At 65.9% G+C, this 23,135-nt stretch carries 25 protein-coding genes; 19 read left to right on the top strand and 6 right to left on the bottom strand.

Features of this window, described 5'->3' with window-relative positions; genetic code table 11:
• Nucleotide 1: 1 nt before the first annotated feature.
• The 5 genes from KZ491_RS01000 (at nt 2) to KZ491_RS00980 (ending at nt 5,450) form a co-directional block, all read left to right on the top strand.
• Nucleotides 2–1,270, top strand: coding sequence for a cysteine desulfurase (locus KZ491_RS01000; protein ID WP_222564675.1), 1,269 nt, complete (start codon nt 2–4; stop codon nt 1,268–1,270).
• A complete protein-coding gene (locus KZ491_RS00995) occupies nt 1,267–1,866 on the top strand; it encodes a GNAT family N-acetyltransferase (protein ID WP_222564022.1) in 600 nt (199 codons plus the stop codon). The genes KZ491_RS01000 and KZ491_RS00995 overlap by 4 nt, the downstream gene beginning before the upstream one ends.
• Entirely contained in the window at nt 1,859–2,179 is a 321-nt protein-coding gene (locus KZ491_RS00990; protein ID WP_222564021.1) for a non-heme iron oxygenase ferredoxin subunit, read from the top strand. Before KZ491_RS00995 ends, KZ491_RS00990 begins: the two co-directional genes overlap by 8 nt.
• 238 nt (nt 2,180–2,417) lie before the next feature.
• Nucleotides 2,418–4,745 (top strand): catecholate siderophore receptor Fiu, encoded by a 2,328-nt coding sequence (locus tag KZ491_RS00985; RefSeq protein WP_222564020.1) that lies wholly within the window; start codon nt 2,418–2,420, stop codon nt 4,743–4,745.
• Between the two features lie 12 nt (nt 4,746–4,757).
• Nucleotides 4,758–5,450 (top strand): Fe2+-dependent dioxygenase, encoded by a 693-nt coding sequence (locus tag KZ491_RS00980; RefSeq protein WP_222564019.1) that lies wholly within the window; start codon nt 4,758–4,760, stop codon nt 5,448–5,450.
• Between the two features lie 328 nt (nt 5,451–5,778).
• Here KZ491_RS00980 and KZ491_RS00975 read toward each other — a convergent pair whose 3' ends face one another.
• Nucleotides 5,779–6,084: a ComEA family DNA-binding protein gene (locus KZ491_RS00975; protein WP_222564017.1), complete on the bottom strand. Its 306-nt coding sequence runs from the start codon at nt 6,082–6,084 to the stop codon at nt 5,779–5,781.
• 221 nt (nt 6,085–6,305) lie between these two features.
• Here KZ491_RS00975 and KZ491_RS00970 point away from each other — a divergent pair, with 221 nt between their 5' ends.
• From KZ491_RS00970 to murU, 4 genes are all read left to right on the top strand, one after another.
• Complete coding sequence (locus tag KZ491_RS00970; protein WP_222564674.1) at nt 6,306–7,796, top strand: M20 family metallopeptidase; 1,491 nt, start codon at nt 6,306–6,308, stop codon at nt 7,794–7,796.
• Nucleotides 7,797–7,855: 59 nt separating this feature from the next.
• Complete coding sequence (locus KZ491_RS00965; protein ID WP_222564016.1) at nt 7,856–8,119, top strand: GlsB/YeaQ/YmgE family stress response membrane protein; 264 nt, start codon at nt 7,856–7,858, stop codon at nt 8,117–8,119.
• 61 nt (nt 8,120–8,180) lie between these two features.
• On the top strand, nt 8,181–9,206 hold the full coding sequence (locus tag KZ491_RS00960) for an aminoglycoside phosphotransferase family protein (RefSeq protein WP_222564014.1): 1,026 nt from the start codon (nt 8,181–8,183) through the stop codon (nt 9,204–9,206).
• A complete protein-coding gene (gene murU / locus KZ491_RS00955) occupies nt 9,203–9,937 on the top strand; it encodes an N-acetylmuramate alpha-1-phosphate uridylyltransferase MurU (protein ID WP_222564013.1) in 735 nt (244 codons plus the stop codon). Before KZ491_RS00960 ends, murU begins: the two co-directional genes overlap by 4 nt.
• Here the strand turns inward: murU and hda are convergent.
• From hda to KZ491_RS00940, 3 genes are all read right to left on the bottom strand, one after another.
• Nucleotides 9,900–10,586 (bottom strand): DnaA regulatory inactivator Hda, encoded by a 687-nt coding sequence (gene hda, locus KZ491_RS00950; RefSeq protein ID WP_222564012.1) that lies wholly within the window; start codon nt 10,584–10,586, stop codon nt 9,900–9,902. The two genes, murU and hda, sit on opposite strands and share 38 nt — an antisense overlap.
• Before the next feature lie 62 nt (nt 10,587–10,648).
• Nucleotides 10,649–11,809 carry an AI-2E family transporter gene (locus KZ491_RS00945; RefSeq protein ID WP_222564011.1) on the bottom strand — a complete coding sequence of 387 codons (1,161 nt, stop codon included), beginning with the start codon at nt 11,807–11,809 and terminating at the stop codon, nt 10,649–10,651.
• Complete coding sequence (locus KZ491_RS00940; protein ID WP_222564673.1) at nt 11,809–12,906, bottom strand: DUF2066 domain-containing protein; 1,098 nt, start codon at nt 12,904–12,906, stop codon at nt 11,809–11,811. The genes KZ491_RS00945 and KZ491_RS00940 overlap by 1 nt, the downstream gene beginning before the upstream one ends.
• Before the next feature lie 273 nt (nt 12,907–13,179).
• Between KZ491_RS00940 and purM the strand changes: the two genes are divergently transcribed.
• From purM to KZ491_RS00920, 4 genes are all read left to right on the top strand, one after another.
• Nucleotides 13,180–14,205, top strand: a complete 1,026-nt coding sequence (gene purM, locus KZ491_RS00935) for a phosphoribosylformylglycinamidine cyclo-ligase (RefSeq protein WP_222564672.1) — start codon at nt 13,180–13,182, stop codon at nt 14,203–14,205.
• A gap of 24 nt (nt 14,206–14,229) precedes the next feature.
• The gene (gene purN / locus KZ491_RS00930; protein WP_222564010.1) at nt 14,230–14,913 is read left to right on the top strand and encodes a phosphoribosylglycinamide formyltransferase; all 684 of its coding nucleotides are present in this window, start codon (nt 14,230–14,232) and stop codon (nt 14,911–14,913) included.
• 128 nt (nt 14,914–15,041) lie between these two features.
• The gene (locus tag KZ491_RS00925) at nt 15,042–15,710 is read left to right on the top strand and encodes a DUF3108 domain-containing protein (protein WP_484549419.1); all 669 of its coding nucleotides are present in this window, start codon (nt 15,042–15,044) and stop codon (nt 15,708–15,710) included.
• Nucleotides 15,711–15,767: 57 nt separating this feature from the next.
• Nucleotides 15,768–16,427: a DUF3108 domain-containing protein gene (locus KZ491_RS00920; RefSeq protein ID WP_222564671.1), complete on the top strand. Its 660-nt coding sequence runs from the start codon at nt 15,768–15,770 to the stop codon at nt 16,425–16,427.
• 70 nt (nt 16,428–16,497) lie between these two features.
• Here KZ491_RS00920 and murA read toward each other — a convergent pair whose 3' ends face one another.
• A complete protein-coding gene (gene murA / locus KZ491_RS00915) occupies nt 16,498–17,757 on the bottom strand; it encodes a UDP-N-acetylglucosamine 1-carboxyvinyltransferase (protein WP_222564008.1) in 1,260 nt (419 codons plus the stop codon).
• Nucleotides 17,758–17,759: 2 nt separating this feature from the next.
• Nucleotides 17,760–17,996: a BolA family protein gene (locus tag KZ491_RS00910; RefSeq protein ID WP_222564007.1), complete on the bottom strand. Its 237-nt coding sequence runs from the start codon at nt 17,994–17,996 to the stop codon at nt 17,760–17,762.
• A 182-nt stretch (nt 17,997–18,178) separates the two neighbouring features.
• Between KZ491_RS00910 and KZ491_RS00905 the strand changes: the two genes are divergently transcribed.
• From KZ491_RS00905 to KZ491_RS00880, 6 genes are all read left to right on the top strand, one after another.
• Entirely contained in the window at nt 18,179–19,186 is a 1,008-nt protein-coding gene (locus KZ491_RS00905; RefSeq protein WP_222564006.1) for a KpsF/GutQ family sugar-phosphate isomerase, read from the top strand.
• Nucleotides 19,183–19,785, top strand: coding sequence for a KdsC family phosphatase (locus KZ491_RS00900; protein ID WP_222564005.1), 603 nt, complete (start codon nt 19,183–19,185; stop codon nt 19,783–19,785). The genes KZ491_RS00905 and KZ491_RS00900 overlap by 4 nt, the downstream gene beginning before the upstream one ends.
• Nucleotides 19,782–20,342: an LPS export ABC transporter periplasmic protein LptC gene (gene lptC / locus KZ491_RS00895; RefSeq protein ID WP_222564004.1), complete on the top strand. Its 561-nt coding sequence runs from the start codon at nt 19,782–19,784 to the stop codon at nt 20,340–20,342. The genes KZ491_RS00900 and lptC overlap by 4 nt, the downstream gene beginning before the upstream one ends.
• Nucleotides 20,332–20,880, top strand: coding sequence for a lipopolysaccharide transport periplasmic protein LptA (lptA, locus tag KZ491_RS00890; protein ID WP_222564003.1), 549 nt, complete (start codon nt 20,332–20,334; stop codon nt 20,878–20,880). Before lptC ends, lptA begins: the two co-directional genes overlap by 11 nt.
• Entirely contained in the window at nt 20,880–21,599 is a 720-nt protein-coding gene (gene lptB, locus KZ491_RS00885) for an LPS export ABC transporter ATP-binding protein (RefSeq protein WP_222564002.1), read from the top strand. The genes lptA and lptB overlap by 1 nt, the downstream gene beginning before the upstream one ends.
• Before the next feature lie 89 nt (nt 21,600–21,688).
• Nucleotides 21,689–23,104, top strand: coding sequence for an RNA polymerase factor sigma-54 (locus tag KZ491_RS00880; RefSeq protein WP_222564001.1), 1,416 nt, complete (start codon nt 21,689–21,691; stop codon nt 23,102–23,104).
• Nucleotides 23,105–23,135: the final 31 nt, after the last annotated feature.

Raw genomic sequence — 23,135 nt, 5'->3', positions numbered from 1 at the left:
CATGGCCTCAGGTAGTGCTCCCCAGACGTCCGGAAGCCCTTCAACCGCTCAAATGCCCACCGACTGGGCGAGGATCCGCGCCGACTTCCCGCTGCTGGCCCGACAGGTGCACGGCAAGCCGCTGGTGTATCTGGACTCGGCCAATACCGGTCAGAAGCCGGCCGCGGTGATCGAGGCGGTCGATGACTTCTACCGCCACCACAACGCCAATGTCAGCCGCGCGGTGCATGCGCTGGGTTCGGAGGCTACCGAAGCCTACGAAGGCGCCCGACGCAAGCTGGCCCGTTTCCTCAACGTGTCCAGCGACGAGCTGGTGCTGTGCAGCGGGACCACCTTCGCGATCAACCTGGTCGCCTACAGCTGGGCCTTGCCGCGGCTGCAGCCGGGCGATGCCATCGTGCTGACGCGGATGGAGCACCACGCCAATATCGTGCCGTGGCAGCTGATCGCCGAGCGGACCGGCGCCGTGCTCAAGGTCGCCGATCTGGACGACCGCGGTGACCTGGACCTCGAGCACCTGTATTCGCTGCTGATGCCTGAGGTTAAGCTGCTCGCCTTCACCCACGTGTCCAACGTGCTTGGCACGGTCAATCCGGTGCGCGAAATCTGCAAGCAGGCCCGCAAGCGTGGCATCACCACGCTGGTGGACGGCTCGCAGGCGGCGCCGCATCTGGCGCTTGATGTGGCGGCCCTGGGCTGCGACTTCTACGCCATCACCGGCCACAAGATGGCCGGCCCGACGGGCACCGGCGTGCTGTGGGCACGCTCCGAGCACCTGAAAGCCATGCCGCCCTTCCTCGGTGGCGGCGAGATGATCCGTGAGGTCAGCTTCGAGGGCACCGTGTTCAACGATGCCCCGCACAAGTTCGAGGCGGGCACCCCCAATATCGCCGGCTTCGTTGGACTCGGTGCGGCGGTGGATTACCTGGACGCGATCGGGATGGACAACATCTCGGCGCGCGAACAGGCACTGCTGGAATACGCCACCTCCGCACTGGAAAAAGTGCCTGGCGTGCGGATCTTCGGCAAGGCGCGCGAGAAGGCCGCGGTGATCAGCTTCCTGGTCGAAGGGGCCCATGCCCACGACCTGGCCACCCTGCTGGATCTGGAGGGGGTGGCTGTGCGCTCGGGCCACCACTGCGCGCATCCGCTGATGCACCATTTCGGCGTCCCGGCCACCTGCCGCGCATCGTTTGCGTTCTACAACACCTTCGAAGAGATCGACACGTTCGTGGCGGCCCTGGGCAAGGTGAGAAACCTGCTGGCATGAGCACGGCCACCCTGCAATTCCGCGCCGCCACCGTTGCCGACCTCGACGATTTGCTGGCGCTGGTCCAATCCGCCTACCGGGGCGAAGCCAGCCGCTCCGGATGGACCACCGAGGCCGACCTGCTGGATGGCCAGCGCACCGACGTAGCCGACCTGCAGGCCTGCCTGGCTCGCAGCAACAGCACATTGCTGGTTGCCGAGATGCCTGACGACACTGACTCCGGCCGACCCCGTATTGTCGCCTGCGCATACATCGCGCCCGACGAGGATCACCCCGCTGACGCCGCGCAGTTCGGCATGTTCGCGGTTCGACCACAGCTGCAGGGCAGCGGTGTTGGCAAGGCCGTAATGGGCGAGGCGGAGCGCATCGTTCGTGACGAGTGGCAACTGCCGTCGCTGCGAATGAGCGTGATCGACGTGCGCTCCGAACTGATCGCCTTCTACCAGCGTCGCGGCTACCGGCGCACCGGTGTGTACAAACCATTTCCCTACGGCGACGAGCGCTTCGGCGTCCCACGTCGCGCGGACCTGCGTTTCGAAATCCTGGAAAAGCGCCTGCGCACTGCGACGCAGGCAGAGGACCCCGGCAATGAGTGAATGGACCCTGGTCTGCAGCACGGCCGACCTGCTCCCCGGCGAGTCGACGGTTGCCTGGGACGGCGACACGCCGATCATGGTGGTCAACTTCGACGGCACGTTCTATGCGTTTGAAGACAAATGCTCGCATGAAGACTTCGAGTTGTCGGCCGGCCGCTTCGATGGGGAGACGGCAACCGTCGAATGCGTCCTGCACGGGGCGAAGTTCGACGTGCGCGACGGTAGCGCCCTGTGTGCGCCTGCCTACGAACCGGTGGTGAACTTCCCGGTAAAGGTCGAGAACAACAAGGTCTGGACCCGCGACGACCGCTGAGTTGGCGCCCAAATTCGCACGTTAGCGGACCACTTGTTGCCGTGGTCTATCGCCCCTCAGTTGCGAACGATTCTCGATTGCGTTTACCATTGCGCCGTTCCTGCAGCGGCGCCAGACCGGCCTTGAGGTCGGCGGATCCTTCGTTCCGGTGCCTCCGCGGGTCTCCCCTTCAATCGAACCAGGGTGGTCATCCGCCCCTCGCGGCCGCACCACGCCTGGCTCCCCACAAGGCACCCGAATGTCCCCCATCACCAGCCGCAAACACGCGGTATCACCGCGCAAGCCCGGCACTACCCCCTCCTCCTCCAGCCTGTCGGTCTCCCTGCTGACCGGACTGGTGCTGGCCGCGCCGCTGGCCGCATCGGCGCAGTCGCCGGGGGGTCCCGCCGCCGATGCCACGGATTTCGAGACGGTCCACGTCGAGGGCAAGCGCGGCAAGGTGTATTCGTCCGGGCAACTGTCCTCGCCCAAGTTCAGCCAGCCGCTGCTGGATACCACCCAGACCATCAATGTGATTGGCAGTGACCTGTTCAACGAGCAGGGCGCCACCAACCTCACCGAAGCACTGCGCAACAGCCCCGGCGTGGGCACCTTCTACGCGGGCGAGAACGGCAACACGACCACCGGCGATGCGATCTACCTGCGCGGCTTCGACACCTCCGGCAGCATTTTCGTGGACGGCGTGCGGGACCTGGGCTCCATCTCGCGCGACGTGTTCAACATTGAGCAGATCGAAGTGGCGAAAGGCCCGGCGGGCACCGACAACGGACGTACCGCTCCCACCGGCGCCATCAACCTTGTCAGCAAGCAGGCGCACGGCCACGATCGCACCTCGGTCAGCGGTTCCTACGGCAGCGCCGAGCAGAAGCGTGTCACCGCCGACTGGAACCAGACCCTGGGCCAGACCAGTGCACTGCGCCTGAACCTGATGGCCCAGGACAGTGGCGTTCCCGACCGCGACACCATAGAGAACAAGCGCTGGGCGATCGCGCCGTCGCTCGCTTTTGGTTTGGGCACGGATACGCGCACCTACATCAACCTGCTGCACGTCCAGCAGGACAACCTCCCCGACGGGGGCGTACCGACCATCGGCCTGCCGGGCTACAGCTCGCCCGACCCGACCCGACCGCAACTCGGTGACGCCCCTCCGGTTGCCTCCAGCAACTTCTACGGCACCTTGTCGGACTACGACGACGTCACCGCCGACATGGCGACCCTGCGCCTCGAGCACGACCTGTCGCCCGCGACCCAGCTGACCAACACCACCCGCTGGGGCAGCACGAAACAGGATTACCTGCTGACGGCGTTCATGGGCTCGGCGGCCAATCTGGTCACACCGGACCTGGACGACCCCTCCGGCTGGACTGTGGCGCGCTCGTTGCCGACGTTCAAGAACCGGCGCAACAAAATCATGACCAACCAGACCGCGCTCGCGACCCGGCTTGACGCCGGCGCGATCCGGCACGACCTCACCACCGGCCTGGAGCTGACGCGCGAAGAACTCGACACGCGGGGCGTTGCTGCGCGCGACGGGACTTCGTGGCCCGCAGCAGACCTGTATCGCCCCGACCCGGCGGTTACCGGCCTGCAGTGGAGAAGAAACGGAGCACGCGGCGAAGGACGCACCGACACGCTGGCGGCGTACGTGTTCGACACCATCACCTTCAACGACCAATGGCAGGCCAACGGCGGTTTACGCGCGGATCGCTACAAGACCCGATTCCGGAGCACGGTGCCTTGCGGTGGCCGAGGCCCGGATTGCGGAGTCCTCGATGAAGGCGTCATCGTGCCCGGGGTGGACGCCCGGGCGTCCGACACGCTGCTGAACTGGAAATTGGGTGCGCTGTACAAGCCTGCGCCCAACGCCAGCTTCTACGCCAACTACGCGGTCGCCCAGCAACCTCCCGGTGGCGGCAACCTGGAGTTGAGTGATGCCGAGAACAGCGCCAACAATCCAGCCCTGGACCCGCAAAAGGCCCGCACCGCGGAAATCGGCACCAAATGGAGCGTGCTTGATCAGCGCCTGATGCTCACCGCTGCCCTCTACGACACCCGCATCAGCAACGAAGTGGTGCGCGATCCGGTGGACCAGCAGTACTACCAGACCGGCCGCAAGCGAGTCCGCGGCGTGGAGCTCAGCGCGGTCGGCCAGATCACCGATGTCTGGTCGGTGTCGACCGGATTCACCGTGATGGACACCGACGTGCTGTCAGGGCCCGCGGTCACCAGCGACGGATCCACCGACCTGACCTACACCCCCAAGCGCGCGTTCACCGCCTGGTCCACCTATGAGCTTCCCAACGGGCTGACCTTTGGTGGCGGCGCGCGCTACTCCGGGGAGCTCAAGCGCGGCGTCGATGGCGCGGTGGGCACCCCGGCGTACACAAAGGATTACTGGGTCGTGGATGCCGTGGCCAGTTACGCGGTGTCGTCCAATCTCGACCTGCGCCTGAACCTGTACAACCTGCTGGACCAGGACTACGTCGCGGCAATCAACAAGAGTGGCTACCGCTACACGCCCGGCGCGCCGCGCTCCGTGCTGCTCACCGTCATTTACCACTTCTGATTGGAGCGCGCGATGTTGCTTCACGTCCCCGGCGTACTGGACCGCGACACCCTCGTGCGGATGCGGGCCGCACTCGATGGGGCGGTCTGGACTGACGGCCGCGAGACGGTCGGCCCGCAGGGCGCCGGGGTCAAGCGCAACCTGCAACTGCCCGACGCCTCGCCGGTGCGCCAAGAACTTGGGCAGGTCGTAACCGCCGCACTGGCTGCGAGTCCGCTGTATTTCGCCGCCGCACTGCCACTGCGAAGCTTGCCACCGCGCTTTAATCGCTACCAAGGCGGAGGAACCTACGGCCTGCATGTGGACGGTGCGGTGATGACGCCGGCCGCCCCGCCGGGACAGGTCGCCACGACGATGCGCACGGACATCTCCTGCACGTTGTTCCTGTCCGAACCCGAGGACTACGACGGCGGCGAGCTGGTCATCCACGACACCTACGGAACGCACGAGGTGAAGCTGCCGGCGGGTGACCTGATCCTGTATCCATCCAGCAGCCTGCACATGGTTCAGCCGGTGACCAGGGGCGCTCGGCTGGCCGCATTTTTCTGGATCCAGAGCATGATCCGCGACGACGCCCAGCGCCGGATGCTGTTCGAGATGGACACCGCGATCCAGGCCCTGACCGACAGCGGTGCCGATGCCGCGGCCGTCCTGCAGCTTACGGGCGTGTACCACAACCTCTTGCGGCGCTGGGCGGAAACCTGACTCGGAACCGACCTTCGACAGCAGCCTGATTTAAAGGCACCTGCCATAGCGCGCGCCGTTGCAGGAGCGGATCAAAGCCTGTCGATACACCAACTGCTGGAGAGCGCAGCAGCGATGACATGCGAATGCATCATGGACAGGGATGGGGCGGAGCTACAGTCTGCCAACGACGTGGATTTTGGCGTGGCCAAAACAGTGCCACCCGCTGCAGATCCCTCTGCAGCGGGTGGCGTACATCCTTGTCCAGAGGTTCTCCCCTGAGCGTGGACTTCCTTGCCCACGACTCCACCTGTTTCGACATCCCGGTGTCTACGCAGGTGGTGTGTAGTCAGCGCTGGGCCACGTTCCCCGGTGTCTTGCCGGCGGCAGAGAGCGCAATGCGGTCACGGTTCTTCTCAATGGTCGCCAGACCGATGCCCTTGACCATTGCCAATTGCTCGACGCTGCGGAACGCGCCGTTGGCTTCGCGGTATTCCACGATGGCCTGCGCCTTGGCCGGGCCGATGTTGGTCAGCACCTGGGCGATTTCCGCTGCCTCGGCGGTATTGATGTTCACCGTCTCCTGCGCCCAGGCGATGCCGGTGAGCAGCATCGACAGCATCAGTGTTTTTGCAATCATCAGCAGTGAGTTCATGACCTGACTCCTTTGGTGGTGTTTGGGGTTCCATCCCCGAGGGCACGTGATCGGTGCCGGTGGATGAACTTTGGCCCAGCGCGCCATCTGCGGGAATCAACCAAGTCATGATGCGGATGTAAGGAGGACCCCCGGCATGGGGTAGGGGAATTCCGAGTCGACCGCCGGCGGTACAATGGCTCCCTTTCCAGATTCGGGTGCCCAACATGGATGCCAACCACATCGATTCCGCCGCCATCGACCGCGTTGTGGCCGACAAGTGGGACGCCGAGATCGTCCCCCAGCTGGTGGAATACATCCGCATTCCGAACAAGTCGCCGATGTTCGATGCCGACTGGGTCGAGCACGGCTACATGGAGCAGGCCGTCACCTTGATGGAGACGTGGGCGCGTGCGCAGTCGATCCCGGGGATGCAGGTCGAGGTGGTAAGACTGGAAGGGCGTACGCCGTTGATCTTCATAGAGATCCCGGCGGCCAACGGCGGCAGCAACGAGGATTGCGTGCTGCTCTACGGGCACCTGGACAAGCAGCCGGAAATGACCGGCTGGGATGACGATCTGGGCCCGTGGAAGCCAGTCATCAAGGGCGATCGCCTGTATGGACGCGGCGGCGCCGACGACGGCTATGCGATCTACGGCTCGCTGACGGCGGTGATGGCGCTGCACGAGCAGAAACTGCCGCATGCCCGCTGTGTGGTCCTGATCGAGGCCTGCGAGGAGTCCGGAAGCTACGACCTGCCCGCCTACGTGGACCACCTTGCGGAGCGCATCGGCAAGCCATCGCTGGTGGTGTGCCTGGATTCGGGCTGTGGCAACTACGATCAGCTGTGGTGCACCACCTCGCTGCGCGGCCTGGCCGGCGGCAACTTCACCGTCAAGGTCCTCAGCGAAGGCGTCCATTCCGGCGATGCCTCCGGCGTCGTGCCGTCCAGCTTCCGCGTCCTGCGCCAGTTGCTGTCACGACTGGAAGACGAGAACAGCGGCCGGATCATCGTCGAAGGCCTGCATGCCGAGGTTCCCGCCGAGCGCCTGGAGCAGGCACGGCAGGCCGCAGCGGTCCTCGGGACCGCGGTCTACGACAAGTTTCCATTGCTCGACGGCATGCAGCCGATGGACGCAGACCTGGCCGAGTTGGTGCTCAATCGCACCTGGCGCCCTGCATTGTCGGTCACCGGCATCGACGGCATGCCCTCGCTGGACTCGGCGGGCAACGTACTTCGCCCGCACACCGCGGTGAAACTCTCCCTGCGGCTCCCGCCAACCCTCGACGGCAAACGCGCGGGCGAAATCCTGAAGCAGACGCTGCTCGACAATCCACCCAACGGCGCGCATGTGGAGCTGGAACTGGAGAAATCATCCACTGGCTGGAACGCGCCGGCGCAGTCGCCATGGCTGACCCGGGCGATCGAGGACGCCAGCCAGGCCTGTTTCGGCAAGCCGGCGATGTACATGGGTGAAGGCGGGTCGATTCCGTTCATGGGCATGCTGGGCGAGAAGTTCCCGGGCGCCCAGTTCATGATCACCGGCGTCCTCGGCCCGCACTCCAATGCACACGGCCCCAATGAATTCCTGCACATTCCGATGGGCAAGCGGGTCACCGCCAGCGTTGCCCACGTGATCACCCGTCACCACGAAGCCGGACAGCGCGGCGAGACCACCGGTGTGGCCGCCGCCGGCAGCGTCCAGGAGCGCGGCGAGCACGGCTGCTGCTGAGTACCGGGCAACGCTCCATCAAGGGCGTTGCATCCAACTGCGCTGTATCGGAGAAGAGCATGTTCAACGGAGTTCTGGGTTACATCGCCGGCGGCGCCGTCATCGGCATCCTGGCCCGGCTTTTCAAGCCTGGGGCTGACCCGATGGGCTGGATAATGACCATTGTGCTGGGCATCGCCGGCGCCTTGGCCGGCGGCTGGCTGGCCACCGAAATGGGCGTCACCAGTCGACTGCTGGTGTGGGCTTTGGCCATCATCGCCGCGATGGTCTTGCTGGTGGTCCAGGAAATGTTCCGCGAACGCCGCCGATCGACGCGTCGTTGAGCCATCGCGGTTCCATTCACCTCATCGCGCGCCGGCGCTCCAGGCGCCCATCGGAGATTGCATGAACCAGGTTGTTGCCGAGTCCAACGAGCGCGCCGATGCGCGACTTGCATGGGCGCGCCAGGCGTCGGGCAACCCGGCGCTCATGCTTGTGCGCGCGTCGATGGATGCAGGTTTTCGCAGTTACTGGCGCAGCGCCGGACACGTCGGCAAGCCTTGGATCGTGATGGACTCGCCTCCCGACAAAGAGGACGTCGGACCGTGGCTTCGCGTGCGCGACCACCTCGAGCGCCACGGCGTTCGGGTGCCGCGCGTTGCGGCGCAGGATGAGCACACGGGCTTTGTGTTGATGGAAGATCTGGGCGGTCCGACCTATCTGCAGGTGATCACTGCCGACAACGCCGACGCCTTGTTCGATGCGGCGATCGGCGAGTTACTGAAGCTCCAGGCCCTGCCCTGCCCAGTCGATCTGCACGCCTACGATGACGAGCTGCTGGCGCGCGAACTGGCGCTGTTTGCGGACTGGTTCCTTGATCGTCACCTCGGCATCCAGCTGTCGGCAGCCGAGCGGGCAGCGCTGGCTGGGGCCAACCGCTTCCTGGTGGACGCCGCGCTGGCCCAGCCGCAGGTGTTCGTCCACCGCGATTTCATGCCGCGCAACCTGATGCCCGTGGACGCCGGCCCGGCCGTGCTCGACTTCCAGGACGCCGTCCAAGGACCGATAGCCTATGACCCGATCAGCCTGTTCAAGGACGCCTTCGTGAGCTGGCCCGAGGCCAAGGTCACGGAGTGGCTTGGCCGCTACCACGCGCGCGCACTCGCTGCCGGCCTGCCGGTTCCCGCGCTGGACCGGTTCCGCCGCGACGCCGACCTGATCGGCGTCCAGCGCCACCTTAAGATACTGGGCATCTTCGCCCGCCTCTGGCATCGCGACCGCAAGCCGCGCTACCTCGCCGATGCGCCCCGGTTCATCGCCTACCTGGATACCGTCCTCCCGCGGTATCCCGAGCTCACCGAGCTGGGCGTAATCATCGATCGGCATGTCAAACCGGCGATGGCAGCCCGTCCCTTCCAGCCACCGGCATGAAAGCCCTGGTCCTTGCCGCGGGTCGCGGCGAACGCATGCGGCCACTGACCGACAGCGTGCCCAAACCGCTGCTCACCGTCGCGGGCACACCGCTGATCGTGTGGCATCTGGAACGACTGGCCGGCATCGGTGTGCGCGAGGTGGTGATCAACACGAGTTGGCTGGCCGAGCAGTTCGAGCCGGTGCTTGGCGACGGAGGCCAGTGGGGACTGCAGCTGCGGTACTCGTACGAAGGGCCAGAGGCGCTGGAAACCGGCGGCGGCATGCTGCATGCGCTCGACCTGCTGGGCCACGAGAAACCGTTCATCGCGGTGAACGGCGATGTGTGGAGCGATTTCGATCCCGCGCTCCTGCCCCCGGAACCGCAAGGCGAAGCTCATCTGGTCCTCGTCGACAACCCGGTGCACCATCCGGAAGGCGACTTTTCCCTGAGTGACACGGGCCTGCTGTCGAGCGATGGGGCGAACCGACTGACCTTCGCTGGCATCGGTATCTACCGGCCCTCGCTGCTGGCGCCTTGGCGCAACGTGATCCACGTCACCGGGAACGCCACCGACAATCAGCCCCCGCGCTTCAAACTGGCACCCCTGCTACGGGCTGCAATGACCCGGGGGGAGGTCACCGGTGAACACCACCGCGGCAGGTGGACCGACGTTGGCACGCCGCAGCGGCTGGCCGAGCTGGACGCGTCCCTCAGCCGTTCAGGACCTGACGCAGGAATGGCACGGTGATCCGTCGCTGCGCGGCCAATGACGCCCGATCCAGCCGGTCCAGCAAGGCAGTCAGGCCGACCAGGTCGCGCTCGACACGCTTGAGCAACCAGTCCAGCGCCGCCTCCTCCAGCACCCAACCGCGCCGGCGCGCGCGCTGACGCAGGACCTCCCGGCGGCCATCGTCGTCCAGCGACTGCAGGTTGATCCGGCTGCACTGGGCCAGCCGCGAGCGCAGGTCAGGCAGCACCAGCGCCAGGTCATCGGGATTGCCACGCGCCGCATATACAAGGCGGGTACCTGCGGCGCGGGCGCGGTTGTGGACGTCGAACAAGGCGATTTCGTCGAGACGGTTACCCGCCACCACATCCAGCCCGTCCAGCGCCAGCAGGTCGTTGCCTTCCAGGGCCTCCAGCGCATCGCGCAGGCGACCGGCCGCCGCGGCCAGTGGCAGGTAGGCGGCACGGCGGCCGCTCGCTTCTGCCGCGGCGCAGGTTCCCAGCAACAGGTGGGTCTTGCCGGCACCGGCCGGACCGGCGAGATACAGCCAGTCGCTGCCCGCGCCAGTCGCCAGCGCAACCAGCTGTTCAAGCGCGCCCGGCGGCGGATCCACAAAGGTATCCAGGCGCTGGTCGGCCGGATAACGCAATGCCAGTGGCAACTGGGGCACGCCAGAATCCGGCAGTACTGCACCGGACGAGCTTGGCGCAAGCGACGCGGGGGTGCGTGACTTCACTCGCCTTTCGGCTCCGACGGAACTGCAAGGGGCGGCGTCGGTTCGCCGCCGACCACGATCATCGGAGACGGTGCGCCGGCGTAGAGACGGCTGTGGGTATAGCGCTCTTCCGCGTAGCGCAGCAACACGTTCACCACCGCCGCGCACGGCAGGGCGATCAGCATGCCGAGGAAGCCGAACAGCTGGCCGCCGGCAAGCACGGCGAAGATGACCGCGACTGGATGAAGGCCGATACGATCACCGACCAGCTTCGGCGTCAGCCAATAGCTCTCAACCAGCTGGCCCACGCCAAACACGACCAGCACCGCCAGAACGTGTTGCCAGTCGCCGTACTGCACCACCGCTGCGATACAGCCCAGCACCAGCACCGTGGCCGGTCCAACGTAGGGAACGAAGGTCAGGATGCCGCCAATGATGCCGATCAGGATGCCCAGGTCCAGACCCACGCCCCACAGACCTACGGCGTAGATCACGCCCAGCGCCAGCATGACCAAAAACTGCCCGCGCAGGAATCCGCTGAGGACGTCACTTGACTGGGTTGCCAGCCGGGTGACCGTCTGCAGATGGTCACGCGGGATCAGCGAGCCCACGCGCGCGACCAGCAGGTCCCAATCGCGCAGGGCGAAAAACGTCACCACCGGCAGCAATGCGATATTGGCCACCAGCGCAATCAGGGCGAAGCCGGATCGCGACATGTAGCCCAGCAGGCTGCTGGCAAATCCGCCTGCGCTCTCCCAGTTGGACCGAACCAGTTCGATCAGGTGGTTCAGGTCCAGCCAACCGGTGATTTCCATGCCGGTGCGCATCTCGACCCAGGGCATGGCAGTGGTGATGATCCACTGCTGGTAGCCCGGAATGGAGTCGACCAGGGTCATGATCTGCTCCTGGATCAACGGCACCAACAGCACCAGGCCAAGCACGACGAAAAGTGTCATGGCGGTGAACACGAGCAACACCGCGGTGTTTCGCGAACGCCCCGCGCGCTCCAGCCGATCCACCACCGGATCGCCCAGCCAGCCCAGCAGTGCGCCCAACACAAATGGCGACAGCACCGGTGACAGCAGCCACACCACCCAGAACAGCGCTACCGCGAGCGCGGCCCATTGCAGCCGCCGCAGGAAGCGGGCGATCTCGACCAACGGATCCCGGCTTTCCATCAGCGCAGCGTGTAGACCGGTACGGAACCGGAAGTGATCATGGGCTGATCATCCGTGGTGTCCCCTTCCGGTATGCCGACCGGACCGATGGACGTATCGCGGCCGCGATCGAGCGCCGCAAGGACACCGTCGCGCTCGACCATCATGTTGAACCCGCGCACCCCCGACAGCAGGTCGAGGTCGAACTCCAGGCGCTGTGGTGTCGCGAGCGCCGGGCGCATGCCACGCACCACCGTCAGCCCTTGCAGATAACCGGAAAGGCGCACGTAATCGTCGGCACTGCGCAGGCCCGTGAAGGCCACCCGATAAGTACCGGCCGGACCCGTATCAGGGCGTTTGGCGTAGCGCTTCATCAGTGCATCGGCGCTGCCATCGGCACCGGTCGCCATCAACTGGGTGGCACTGGGACCACTTTCCGACCAGCGCGACAGTACTTTGCCGTTATCCACGAAGATCCAGTCCGCCGTCCAGCCGCCGCTGCTGCGGTAGAGCTTGCCAATCAGCTGCATGGGTGGGCTGTAGCGCTGCGACGCACGCGCCACCGCTGCCGTATCGCCGCGCCAGATTGCACCCACCAGCGCGCGCTCGGCAGCGCTGCCATTGGGGAGACCGAGGCGATAGCCGCGCTCAACCGCCCTGTCCAGGGTCGATCGGACGGCATCGGCACTCTTCACGTCGACCAGCCGCGGACCGCTGCCATCATCGATGGCCAGCCACAGCACAGGCTTCGGCCGCGGCTGGGGCCAGACCGGCAGCGCCAGCGTCAAGGCCAGGTCATCAACGGCGGCCTCATCGAAGCGGACCACCAGCATCGTCTTGAAGCTTGGCGCGCCGCTGGCGGAGCGGCCCTCGTCCTGACGGTAGTCAAAACTCCGCACGTACTTCTCGGCCTGGCGCAGCTCGGCGCCCACGCCGGGTCGCGACGCGGCACCGCGGTCGCCCGAGAGCTTGCCCAGCACCTGCGCAAGCGCCCGCGAGAACGCCCGGCGACGCTCGTCGGCGCCCTGGCCCTTGACCGTCACTTCGGCGTTGTAGGCACCCTGCGCGACCGCGCGATCGCCCTCCACGCGTTGCGCAGACACGCCAAAACTGGCCATCGCGAACACGGCGACGCAGGCCCATGTCAGCCATCCGGCGCCCACCCGATTCCGTCCCTGCGAGGCTGCACCACGGCATTCGCCATCGTTTTTCCTGCCCGTTGCATACGCCATGGTGGTTCCCGTCAACTCGATGCCAGTCCGAAATGGTGCCGTACCGCCGCCGCGCCGTCCATTCGCGCGGGCCGTCGGCGTGGTTGGCTGCTAAAATCGCCGGCTACCCGTGCCTTCGAGCCTGCCGTGACCGCACCGTCCACACCCCCTCCCGCCCCAATGACCTACCGCGATGCCGGTGTCGACATCGACGCTGGCAACGAGCTGGTCGAACGCATCAAACCCTTGGTGAAGCGGACTTTCCGCCCGGAAGTGATGGGTGGACTGGGCGGCTTTGGCGCCCTGTTCGATCTTTCCGGCAAGTACCGCGAGCCGGTACTGGTGTCGGGTACCGACGGCGTGGGCACCAAACTGAAGCTGGCCCAGCAGTTCGGCCGCCACGACACCATCGGCATTGATCTGGTGGGTATGTGCGTCAATGACGTGCTGGTGCAGGGTGCCGAGCCGCTGTTCTTCCTGGACTATTTCGCCACCGGCAAGCTGGACGTCGAGACCACGGTTGCCGTGGTCGGCGGGATTGCACGCGGCTGCGAACTGGCTGGCTGCGCCCTGATCGGGGGCGAGACTGCCGAGATGCCGGATATGTACGCCCCCGGCGAATACGACCTGGCCGGTTTCACCGTCGGCGCGGTCGAGAAGGCCGAACTGCGCGACGGCAGCCGGGTTGCTGCCGGCGATGTGTTGATCGGCATCGGCTCCTCGGGCCCGCATTCCAACGGCTATTCACTGATCCGCCGCATATTTGATCGCGCGGGCCGGCCGGACGACGTGGCGTTTGACGGCACGGCGCTGATCGATGCATTGATGGCGCCCACCGCGCTTTACGTCAAACCGGTCCTGGCGCTGCTGCGCGGCGAGCACGGTGACGCGGTGCATGCCATGGCGCACATCACCGGCGGCGGACTGACCGAAAACATCGTGCGCGTGGTGCCGGAAGGCCTGGGCGTACGCATCGAGGCGTCCACCATCGTCCTGCCGCCCGTGTTCGATTGGCTGCAGCGCGAAGGCGCCGTGGCCGACGCCGAGATGTGGCGCACCTTCAACTGCGGTATTGGGTTCGTCCTGGTGGTGCCGCAGGACACGGTCGCCGCGGTCGAATCCGACCTCGACGGTCTCGCCCTGCCGCACCGGAGGATCGGTGAGGTGGTGGTGGCCGGCGGTGACGAACGCGTCCGGATCGCCTGATCCCGAGCGTCCGGTGATCCGCCGATGACTTCTCCGCTGCGCATCGCGGTGCTCGCCTCCGGGCGGGGCAGCAACCTGCAGGCGATCATGGACGCCGTCGCCGCCGGGACGCTGGATGCGCAGGTGGTCGGCGTGTTTTCCGACCGGCGGCGCGCGCCCGTCCTGGAGCGCGCGAAAGGCGCCGGCATTCCGGCTGTCCCGGTGCAACCGGCACGCTTCGCGGATCGCCAGCTGTACGAGGCGGAACTGTTTGGGCAGATCGACGCGACCCGCCCAGACCTGATCGTCTGCGCCGGCTACATGCGGCTGCTGGGCGCTGCGGCGGTGGATGCACGCGCCGGTCGCATCATCAACATCCATCCATCATTGCTACCTGCCTACAAAGGCTTGCACACGCACCAACAGGCGCTGGACGCGGGAGCCTGCGAACACGGCGCCAGCGTGCATTACGTCACCGCTGAGCTGGACGGCGGGCCGGTGATCGCGCAGGCATGCGTGCCCGTGGAGCCTGACGACGATGCGGAAACCTTGGCGGCGCGGGTCCTGCAGCGCGAACATCCGTTGCTGGTGGCAACCCTGCGGCTGTTCGCGGCACGACGGATCGAGCTGAAGGAGACGTCGATCCTCATCGACAAACGTCCGCTCGACGCACCGATGAAGCTGGATTCAGACAACAACCTGCATCCTCAGCCCCCTACCACCACCTGAGCCTGCCCGCCCACATGCGACCCGTTGCCTCCCTCCTGATGCTTGCCTTATTGCTCCCGGTCGCGGCTCTCGCGCAGCAGGAAGCTGCGGTACCCTCCACGACCCCGCCGGCGCCGCTCACCGGAGCAGTGACCGACGAGAGCCCGCACGTACTGGAACCTTTCCTCGCCACCTACGCGGTGTACAAGGACGGAAAGCTGCTGGGCGAAGCCACCATGCAGCTGGTGCGCCAGCAGCCGCCGCGCTGGCGCACCGATCTGGTCATGCACGGCACCCGTGGCCTGATGGGTTTTGTCGGCCTCAACGCCGAGCAGAGCAGCGTCTTTGACGACCTTGGCGACGTGTACCGGCCCGTCACCCAGGCGACGGTCAACAAGAGCGTGTTCACGCGCAAGCAGACCATCGGCATCTACGATTGGAAAGGCCGTAGTGCCAACTGGCAGGGCGACGTCAAGGAACGCAGGCGTCGACCGGTGCCGCTGCAGGCCGGCGACATGTCCGGCCTGCTGATCAATCTGGCGGTGATTCGCGATGCTGCCCCCGGCAAGACGCTCGATTACCGGTTTGTCGATGATGGCCGCGTGCGTGACCACCGTTATGTCGTTGCCGACGAACGCGAAAGCATTACCGTGGCGGGCATGCCCTACAACGCCATGAAGGCGACCCGCAGCAAGGACAATGAAGACACCGTGATCTGGGTCGTCCGCAACGTACCCAGTCCCATCCGCATGCTCAAACGCGAGAACGGCAAAGACGTGTACGACCTGCGTCTGGTCGAATACAAAGGAGTTGAATAAATGCTTGCTGACATCCGCATGAAATCCGCTGAACCGGCCCGCGCACCCCGCTGGCGCATGCTTGGCGCGGCCGCCGCTTTGCTGCTGGCGACCTCTCCGGCATGGGCGATCGAGGCCTTCACCGCCGACTACCTCGCGAGCTACAAGGGCATGCAGGCGACCGGCAAAATGACCCTCGCTCCGGAGTCCGGCGATCGCTGGCGCTATACCCTGGCCATCAGCACGCCGCTGGCTAACCTCAACCAGAGCACGGTGTTCGAGGACAGCAAGGGCACCTGGCGTCCGCTCACCAGCCAAGACAGCACGCAGGTACTGGTCAAGAGGTCCACCAAGACCGCAACGTATGACTGGGGGCAGGGACTTGCGACCTGGTCCGGCGATGTGAAGCCGGAGCGCTCCAAGCCGATCAAGCTGCAGGCCGGCGACATGGACGCGCTGCTGATCAATCTGGCGCTTGTGCGCGATCTGGCCGCGGGCAAACCGCTGAAGTACCGCATGGTCGACGACGGCCGCGTCAAGCAGCTCAGCTACAAGGTCAGCGGCAAGGAATCCATCTCCGTCGGCGGCAAGCAGGTCGAAGCGACCAAGGTCGTCAATACCGACGGTGACAAGCAGACCATCGCGTGGCTGGTGGAAGGCATGCCGATTCCGGCGCGCATCCTCCAGCGCAGGGGTGGCAAGGACGACATCGACCTGCGGGTGAAGTCGGTCAATTGATCGCCCTCAGCTGATCCCGATGCGCCGTATCGGCCAATAGAAGCCCCGCCCTGAGCGGGGTTTTTATTGTTCAATCGCTGATCCGGCGGATCCTTGCACCCAGGCAGGACAGCTTTTCCTCGATGTTTTCGTAGCCGCGATCCAGATGGTAGATGCGGTCGATGACGGTCTCCCCCTGCGCCACCAACCCGGCGAGGATCAACGAGGCGGAAGCGCGCAGGTCGGTCGCCATCACGGGTGCGCCGCTGAGGGTTTTCACCCCGCGCACCACAGCCATGTGTCCATCGACGCGGATGTCCGCACCGAGTCGGACCAGCTCGTTGACGTGCATGAAGCGGTTTTCGAAGATCGTCTCATTAATCACGCCGACGCCGTCGGCGACGCAGTTCATCGCCATGAACTGGGCCTGCATGTCGGTCGGGAAGGCAGGATGTGGCGCCGTGGTGATATCCACTGCCCGCGGTCGCCGGCCCTGCATGTCCAGAGCGATGCGGTCACCCGAGCACTCCACCGTGGCGCCTGCCTCGACCAGCTTGTCGAGCACCGCGTCCATGGTGTCCGGGCGGGCATGATGAGCGGTGATCCGGCCCCCAGTCATGGCCGCGGCAACCAGGAAAGTGCCGGTCTCGATCCGGTCCGGTACCACCGAATGGCTGCCGCCGTGCAGGCGCTCCACGCCGTGGATGGTGATCCTGCCGGTAGCCTCGCCTTCGATCTGCGCGCCCATTGCCCGCAGGCACTCGGCAAGGTCGACGATTTCCGGCTCCATCGCCGCGTTCTCCAGCACCGTGGTGCCTTCAGCGAGCGTCGCCGCCATCAACACGTTTTCGGTTGCGCCAACGCTGATCATCTCGAACACATGGCGCGCACCCTTGAGCCGCTTCGCCCTGGCCTTGATGAAGCCATTCTCGACCGTGATCTGCGCGCCCAAGGCCTGCAGGCCCTTGATGTGAAGGTCCACCGGGCGCGAGCCGATCGCGCAGCCACCAGGCAGCGACACTTCGGCGTGGCCGTACTTGGCCAGCAGCGGCCCCAGCACCAGCACCGAGGCACGCATCGTGCGCACCAGTTCATAGGGCGCGACCTGGCTGTGCACGGTGGTCGGGTCGACGGTGATGCCGTAGCGCTCATCGATGCTGATACCCGCACCGATCTCGGCCAGCAGCTTCACGCTGGTCACCACGTCGTGCAGGTGCGGCACGTTGCTGATCACCACCGGCTCGTCGGCCAGCAGGGTCGCGAACAGGATCGGCAGCACGGCGTTCTTGGCCCCGGAAATGCGGACCTCGCCGTGCAGCGGCACGCCGCCTTCGACTACGATTTTCTGCATGCTCATCCCTGCCCGGCTTCGGCAGGCGTCTTCGCATCGATGCTCAGGGCGTGGATTTCCCGGCCCATCAACTCGCCCAGCGTGGCGTAGACCAGGCGATGGCGCGCAAGCGGAAGCTTGCCGGCAAACGCCTCGCTGATGATGGTCGCCTCGAAGTGCACGCCGTCGTCGCCGCGCACGTCCGCGCTGGCGCCGGGCAGGCCTTGTTCGATGAGGGTTTTGATGGTGTGCGGGTTCACGTATGGGCTCTCGCAATCGAAGCGGCGAAGAAAGCTCGCCGGAAGTTGAAGCGTGGGGGTTCCGCCGGACTCGCGCCAGGGTGCGCGCCGCGGTCGGTAATGGTTCAGCGGACGGGATACGCCAGCCCGCAATCTGCGTAAAATCAGCCGATCTAGCCTAGCGGAAAGCCCACTGCTCCGAAATGGCCACATCTCCAGCGATTCCCGAAAATCCCCACGAATTCGACTACGCCGCCAGCGGCCGCCGCGTTTTCGACATCGAAGCCAACGCACTGAGGGCGGTTGCCACCCGTCTGGACGGCGAGTTCAGCGCTGCCTGCCGTTTGATGCTGGCCGCACGCGGGCGCGTGGTGTGTACCGGCATGGGCAAATCCGGCCATGTCGCGCGCAAGATCGCCGCCACCCTCGCCTCTACCGGCACGCCTGCGTTCTACGTGCATCCCGGCGAGGCCGGCCATGGCGATCTGGGCATGATTACCGACGCCGATGTCGTTCTGGCGCTGTCCTACTCGGGTGAAAGCGACGAAGTCGCCATGCTCCTGCCCGGCCTCAAGCGGCAGGGCAACAAGCTGATCTCGATGACTGGCCGCGCCGGCTCCACCCTGGGACGCGCCGCGGATGTCCACCTGGACGTCAGCGTGCCCACTGAAGCCTGCCCGCTGCACCTGGCACCGACCTCCAGCACCACCGCCTCGCTGGCGATGGGCGATGCGCTCGCCGTCGCCCTGTTGGAGGCGCGCGGCTTCACCGCCGACGACTTCGCCCGCTCGCACCCCGCCGGCGCGCTGGGACGTCGCCTGTTGCTGCACATCGCCGACATCATGCATGTGGGCGATGAAATTCCACGCGTGGGCGCCCAGGCCAGTGTCAGCGAGGCGCTGGTCGAGATGACCCACAAGCGGCTGGGGATGACCGCGATCGTAGACCTGGCCGATGACCGCCTGCTCGGCCTCTACACCGATGGCGACCTGCGCCGCAGCCTGGACGACGACGAGGTGGACCTGCGCACCACACGGATCGACGAGGTCATGACACGCAGCCCGCGCACCATCGAGCAGGGCGCGCTCGCGGTAGAGGCAGCCCAGTTGATGGAAACGCACAAGATCAGCGGCCTGCTGGTCGTCGATGCGGACGGCCGCCTGGTCGGCGCACTCAACATCCATGATCTGCTGCGGGCGCGGGTGGTATGAGCATCACCACTCCACTGGTACACAACACCACCGGCACCGCCGTGGTGGAACGTGCGCGACGCGTGCAGCTGGCCTGTTTCGACATCGATGGCACGCTGACCGACGGCCGGCTCAGGTTCGACAGCGAGGGCCGCGAAACGAAGGCCTTCCATGTCCACGACGGCCTGGGCCTGGTGATGCTGCGCAAGATCGGCATCGAGGTTGCCTTCATCACCGCACGCGCCAGCACGATTGTGGAACGCCGCGGTGCCGAGCTCGGCTTGACTGAGGTCCATACCGCCGTGGGCGACAAGCTGGCCACGGTGCGGGCGATTGCCGCTCGTCTCGGCATCGATCTGGACGCGGTGTCGTTCATGGGCGACGACCTGCCCGATCTGGGTGCAATGCAGCAGGTCGGATTCGCCGTGGCACCGGCGAGCGCCCATGTCTGGGTGCGCGAACGCGCCCACTGGATTACTTCGGCACGTGCCGGCGATGGGGCCGGCAGGGAGCTGTGCGACCTTTTGTTGCACGCCCAAGGCAAGGTGGACGCATTGATCGATGCCGCGGCGCTGGAACAGACCGACCCGACCGCGCGCATAACGGGACACAACGCATGAACTGGCGCATCCCGGTGGGAATTTTACTGTTGCTGGGCGCGGTCGCCAGTGGCTGGGCCGTGTTGACCCGCATGACCACGGGCCCGGAATTGCAGCCGGAAATCGGCGGTCGGCCCGACTACCTCCTCAACGACTTCGAACTGGTCGTGCTGGATGCCACGGGCAAGGAATCCTTCACCCTGCGCGCTCCCCGGCTTGCGCGTGATCCGGTCCTGGAAACCATGGATGTGACCACGCCCGTATTCCTGATTCCCCCCAAGCAGGAAGACGGCGATGCGTGGAAGGTGACCTCCAAGACCGGCTGGATCAGTGCCAGCGGTGATGAGTTGCGGCTGCGCGGCGATGTCAATGCGGTCAGCGACGGTCGCCAGTCGGACGAGGTCAACATCGACACGCAGGAGCTGAACGTATTCCCGGATGCGGACCGCGTCGATTCGCCCGTGCAGGTCACCATCAACCGGCCGGGCTCTATACTCCGCGGCAACGGGCTGGACGTGAATCTGGCCACCAAGCAGTACACGCTCCAATCGGAGGTCAAATCCCGCTATGCCCGCTAATTACACCAAGCCGTTCATCGGCCTGCTCATCATCTTTCTCGTCGCCGCCAGCCCGACGGCGCTGGCAAAGAAATCCGACCGCAACCAGGCGATGGACATCAGCGCCGGCAAGCAGGAAGGCAGCCTGGACGACAGCAGCCCCACGATTCTTTCCGGCGGTGTGGTGATCGACCAGGGCACCCTGCACGCAGAAGCGTCGCGGGCGGAAATCCGCGCGCGCGGCGGCGACATCTCCCAGGTCGTGCTGACCGGCTCGCCGGCCAAGATGTCCCAGCAGATGGACGATGGCAGCCGGATGAACGCGGTGGCCAACAAGATCGACTACAACGTCAGCACCGATACCGTCGTGTTCACCGGCAAGGTCAACATCAAGCAGCCGCGCGGAACACTGAGCGGCGAGCGCGTGGTCTACAACATGACCACCGGCCAGGTGACCAGCGGCGGGGAAGGCAACGGCCGGGTCAACATGCGCATCATGCCGCGGACCGCCGCTCCCGCCGATAAGAAGAAAGCCGCCGGCGAAGCGGAGACCGAGTGATGCTGGTTGCCAAGGGCCTGCGCAAGTCCTATGGCTCGCGCGAAGTCGTCAGCGACTTCGGCCTGACCCTGGACGCCGGCGAAGTAGTCGGCCTGCTCGGCCCCAACGGTGCGGGCAAGACCACCTGCTTTTACATGATTGTCGGCCTGGTGCCGGCCGATGCCGGGCAGATCGTGCTCGACGGCAAGGAAATCACCGGGGAACCGATGCATGCCCGGGCCAAATTCGGCATGGGCTACCTGCCGCAGGAGCCCTCGGTATTCCGCAAGCTCACGGTGGCCGACAACCTTCGGGTGGCGCTGGAGCTGCGCGAGGACCTGGACAAGGGCGGTCGCGAGCGCGAGCTCGCCTCGCTGATGGAAGAGCTGCAGGTCAACCACGTCGCCAACCAGCTGGGCGCCAGCCTTTCGGGCGGTGAGCGGCGCCGGGTGGAGATCGCGCGCGCCCTGGCGGGCAACCCGCGGCTGATGCTGCTCGATGAGCCCTTCGCCGGTGTCGACCCGATTTCCGTGGCCGACATCCAGCGAATCGTGCGCCACCTCAAGAATCGCGGCATCGGTGTGCTGATCACCGACCACAACGTGCGCGAGACCTTGGGCATCTGCGACCGGGCGTATATCCTCAATGAAGGCAGTGTGCTCGCGCAGGGGGCTCCGGACACACTGCTCGCCAACCCGGACGTTCGTCGCGTCTATCTCGGCGACACCTTCCGCCTGTAGCGTTGCATCACCCACCGAAGCGGACCATTGGGGGCATGATGTAAGGCCGCCGCGCGGAACCGTGTCCGCGCCGCAAGCACACGGTGACCATGAAGCCCCAACTGCAGACCTCCCTCGGCCAGAGCCTTGTCATGACGCCCCAGCTGCAGCAGGCCATCCGCCTGTTGCAGATGTCGGCCACCGAACTGGAAGCGGAGCTGGCGGCGGCGGTCGAGAGCAATCCGCTGTTGGACTGGACCGAACACGCCACGGACGCCGGCGGCATTGATGCAGCCGGCGACAAAGCCGGCCACGAAAGCGATACGCCCGCGCCCCCGGAAGCGGACTGGGGCCCGGACGACGGCGAGGTCTGGTATCAGCGCGTCGGACCCGCAGACCCCGACGGCGACCGTGATACAGCCGATCAGGTCGCGGAGTCGGAAAGCCTGCAGGACTACCTGTTGTGGCAACTGCACCTGAGCCACCTGTCACCGCGTGATCGCCAGATCGCGGTGGTGCTGATCGAGTCGATGGACGAGGCCGGGTACTTCCGCGAGTCGCCCGAATCGGTTTCCGCGACCCTTGCGCCGGAGCTGATCGTCGATGAGGACGAGATTGTCGCCGTGCTGCGCCAGATCCAGCGCTTCGACCCGATTGGCGTCGGTGCGCGTGACCTCTCGGAGTGCCTCAGCCTGCAATTGCAGCAGCTGGACCAATCCACGCCGGGGCGGGAGTTGGCGCTCACCCTGGTACGTGATCATCTCGAGCGGCTGCCGCGGATCGGTGCGGCGGGTCTGGCCACAGAGATGAAACTGGCCGTTGCCGATGTTGAAACGGCGGTCAACCTGCTGCGTTCGCTCGAGCCGCGTCCTGGCGCGGGGATCGGCGATGTCGCCGAGGACACCTACGTGGCCCCCGACGTCGTGATCTGGCGCCAGCACGGCATGTGGCGGGTGGCGCTTTCGGAGAGCATGCGCCCGCGGATCGGCATCCACCGCGCCTACGAGAACATGATCCGCCATGCTGACGCCGCCGACGCCAACTACCTCAAGGGACACCTGCAGGAAGCGCGTTGGCTGCTCAAGAGCCTGGAGGCGCGCGGGGTGACGATGCTGAAGGTAGCGCGGTGCCTGATCAGCCAGCAGGCGGGCTTCCTGGAGTTCGGCGACGCGGCGCTGCGACCATTGACCCTGCGCGAAGTGGCCGCCGAGATCGGCATGCACGAATCCACGGTGTCACGTGCGATCGCGCGCAAGTACGCCCGCACGCCGCGGGGCACCATTCCGCTGCGTGCCTTTTTTGCCTCCGGCATCGACACCGGCGGCGGCGGCGAGGCCTCCAGCATCGCGATCCAGTCGATGATCCGCGAGCTGATCCAGGCCGAAAACCCGCGCAAGCCGTTATCGGATGCACGCTTGGCCGAAACGCTCAAGGCCGCCGGCATCCCGGTTGCCCGCCGCACCGTCGCCAAGTACCGCGAGGCGATGGGGATCGTCTCCTCCCAGGACCGGGTGCGAATGGCCTGAATGGGCGGATTCGCGGGGCTCAGGCTGGGCT

The organism is Novilysobacter antarcticus (assembly GCF_019802285.1).
GTDB lineage: Bacteria > Pseudomonadota > Gammaproteobacteria > Xanthomonadales > Xanthomonadaceae > Novilysobacter > Novilysobacter antarcticus.
The sequence above is the reverse complement of the archived record's forward strand: the minus strand, read 5'-3'. Positions and strand labels throughout refer to the sequence as shown.

Excerpts from the sequence above, each read along its gene's own strand:
- KZ491_RS00990 (WP_222564021.1), top strand. The coding sequence starts at position 1,859 with ATGAGTGAATGGACCCTGGTCTGCAGCACGGCCGACCTGCTCCCCGGC.
- KZ491_RS01000 (WP_222564675.1), top strand. The coding sequence starts at position 2 with ATGGCCTCAGGTAGTGCTCCCCAGACGTCCGGAAGCCCTTCAACCGCT.
- KZ491_RS00980 (WP_222564019.1), top strand. The coding sequence starts at position 4,758 with ATGTTGCTTCACGTCCCCGGCGTACTGGACCGCGACACCCTCGTGCGG.
- KZ491_RS00945 (WP_222564011.1), bottom strand. The coding sequence starts at position 11,809 with ATGGAAAGCCGGGATCCGTTGGTCGAGATCGCCCGCTTCCTGCGGCGG.
- purM (WP_222564672.1), top strand. The coding sequence starts at position 13,180 with ATGACCTACCGCGATGCCGGTGTCGACATCGACGCTGGCAACGAGCTG.
- KZ491_RS00975 (WP_222564017.1), bottom strand. The coding sequence starts at position 6,084 with ATGAACTCACTGCTGATGATTGCAAAAACACTGATGCTGTCGATGCTG.
- KZ491_RS00900 (WP_222564005.1), top strand. The coding sequence starts at position 19,183 with ATGAGCATCACCACTCCACTGGTACACAACACCACCGGCACCGCCGTG.
- KZ491_RS00940 (WP_222564673.1), bottom strand. The coding sequence starts at position 12,906 with ATGGCCAGTTTTGGCGTGTCTGCGCAACGCGTGGAGGGCGATCGCGCG.
- KZ491_RS00995 (WP_222564022.1), top strand. The coding sequence starts at position 1,267 with ATGAGCACGGCCACCCTGCAATTCCGCGCCGCCACCGTTGCCGACCTC.
- KZ491_RS00960 (WP_222564014.1), top strand. The coding sequence starts at position 8,181 with ATGAACCAGGTTGTTGCCGAGTCCAACGAGCGCGCCGATGCGCGACTT.
- KZ491_RS00965 (WP_222564016.1), top strand. The coding sequence starts at position 7,856 with ATGTTCAACGGAGTTCTGGGTTACATCGCCGGCGGCGCCGTCATCGGC.
- lptA (WP_222564003.1), top strand. The coding sequence starts at position 20,332 with ATGCCCGCTAATTACACCAAGCCGTTCATCGGCCTGCTCATCATCTTT.
- KZ491_RS00880 (WP_222564001.1), top strand. The coding sequence starts at position 21,689 with ATGAAGCCCCAACTGCAGACCTCCCTCGGCCAGAGCCTTGTCATGACG.
- murU (WP_222564013.1), top strand. The coding sequence starts at position 9,203 with ATGAAAGCCCTGGTCCTTGCCGCGGGTCGCGGCGAACGCATGCGGCCA.
- KZ491_RS00985 (WP_222564020.1), top strand. The coding sequence starts at position 2,418 with ATGTCCCCCATCACCAGCCGCAAACACGCGGTATCACCGCGCAAGCCC.
- KZ491_RS00920 (WP_222564671.1), top strand. The coding sequence starts at position 15,768 with ATGCTTGGCGCGGCCGCCGCTTTGCTGCTGGCGACCTCTCCGGCATGG.
- lptB (WP_222564002.1), top strand. The coding sequence starts at position 20,880 with ATGCTGGTTGCCAAGGGCCTGCGCAAGTCCTATGGCTCGCGCGAAGTC.
- murA (WP_222564008.1), bottom strand. The coding sequence starts at position 17,757 with ATGCAGAAAATCGTAGTCGAAGGCGGCGTGCCGCTGCACGGCGAGGTC.
- purN (WP_222564010.1), top strand. The coding sequence starts at position 14,230 with ATGACTTCTCCGCTGCGCATCGCGGTGCTCGCCTCCGGGCGGGGCAGC.
- lptC (WP_222564004.1), top strand. The coding sequence starts at position 19,782 with ATGAACTGGCGCATCCCGGTGGGAATTTTACTGTTGCTGGGCGCGGTC.
- KZ491_RS00905 (WP_222564006.1), top strand. The coding sequence starts at position 18,179 with ATGGCCACATCTCCAGCGATTCCCGAAAATCCCCACGAATTCGACTAC.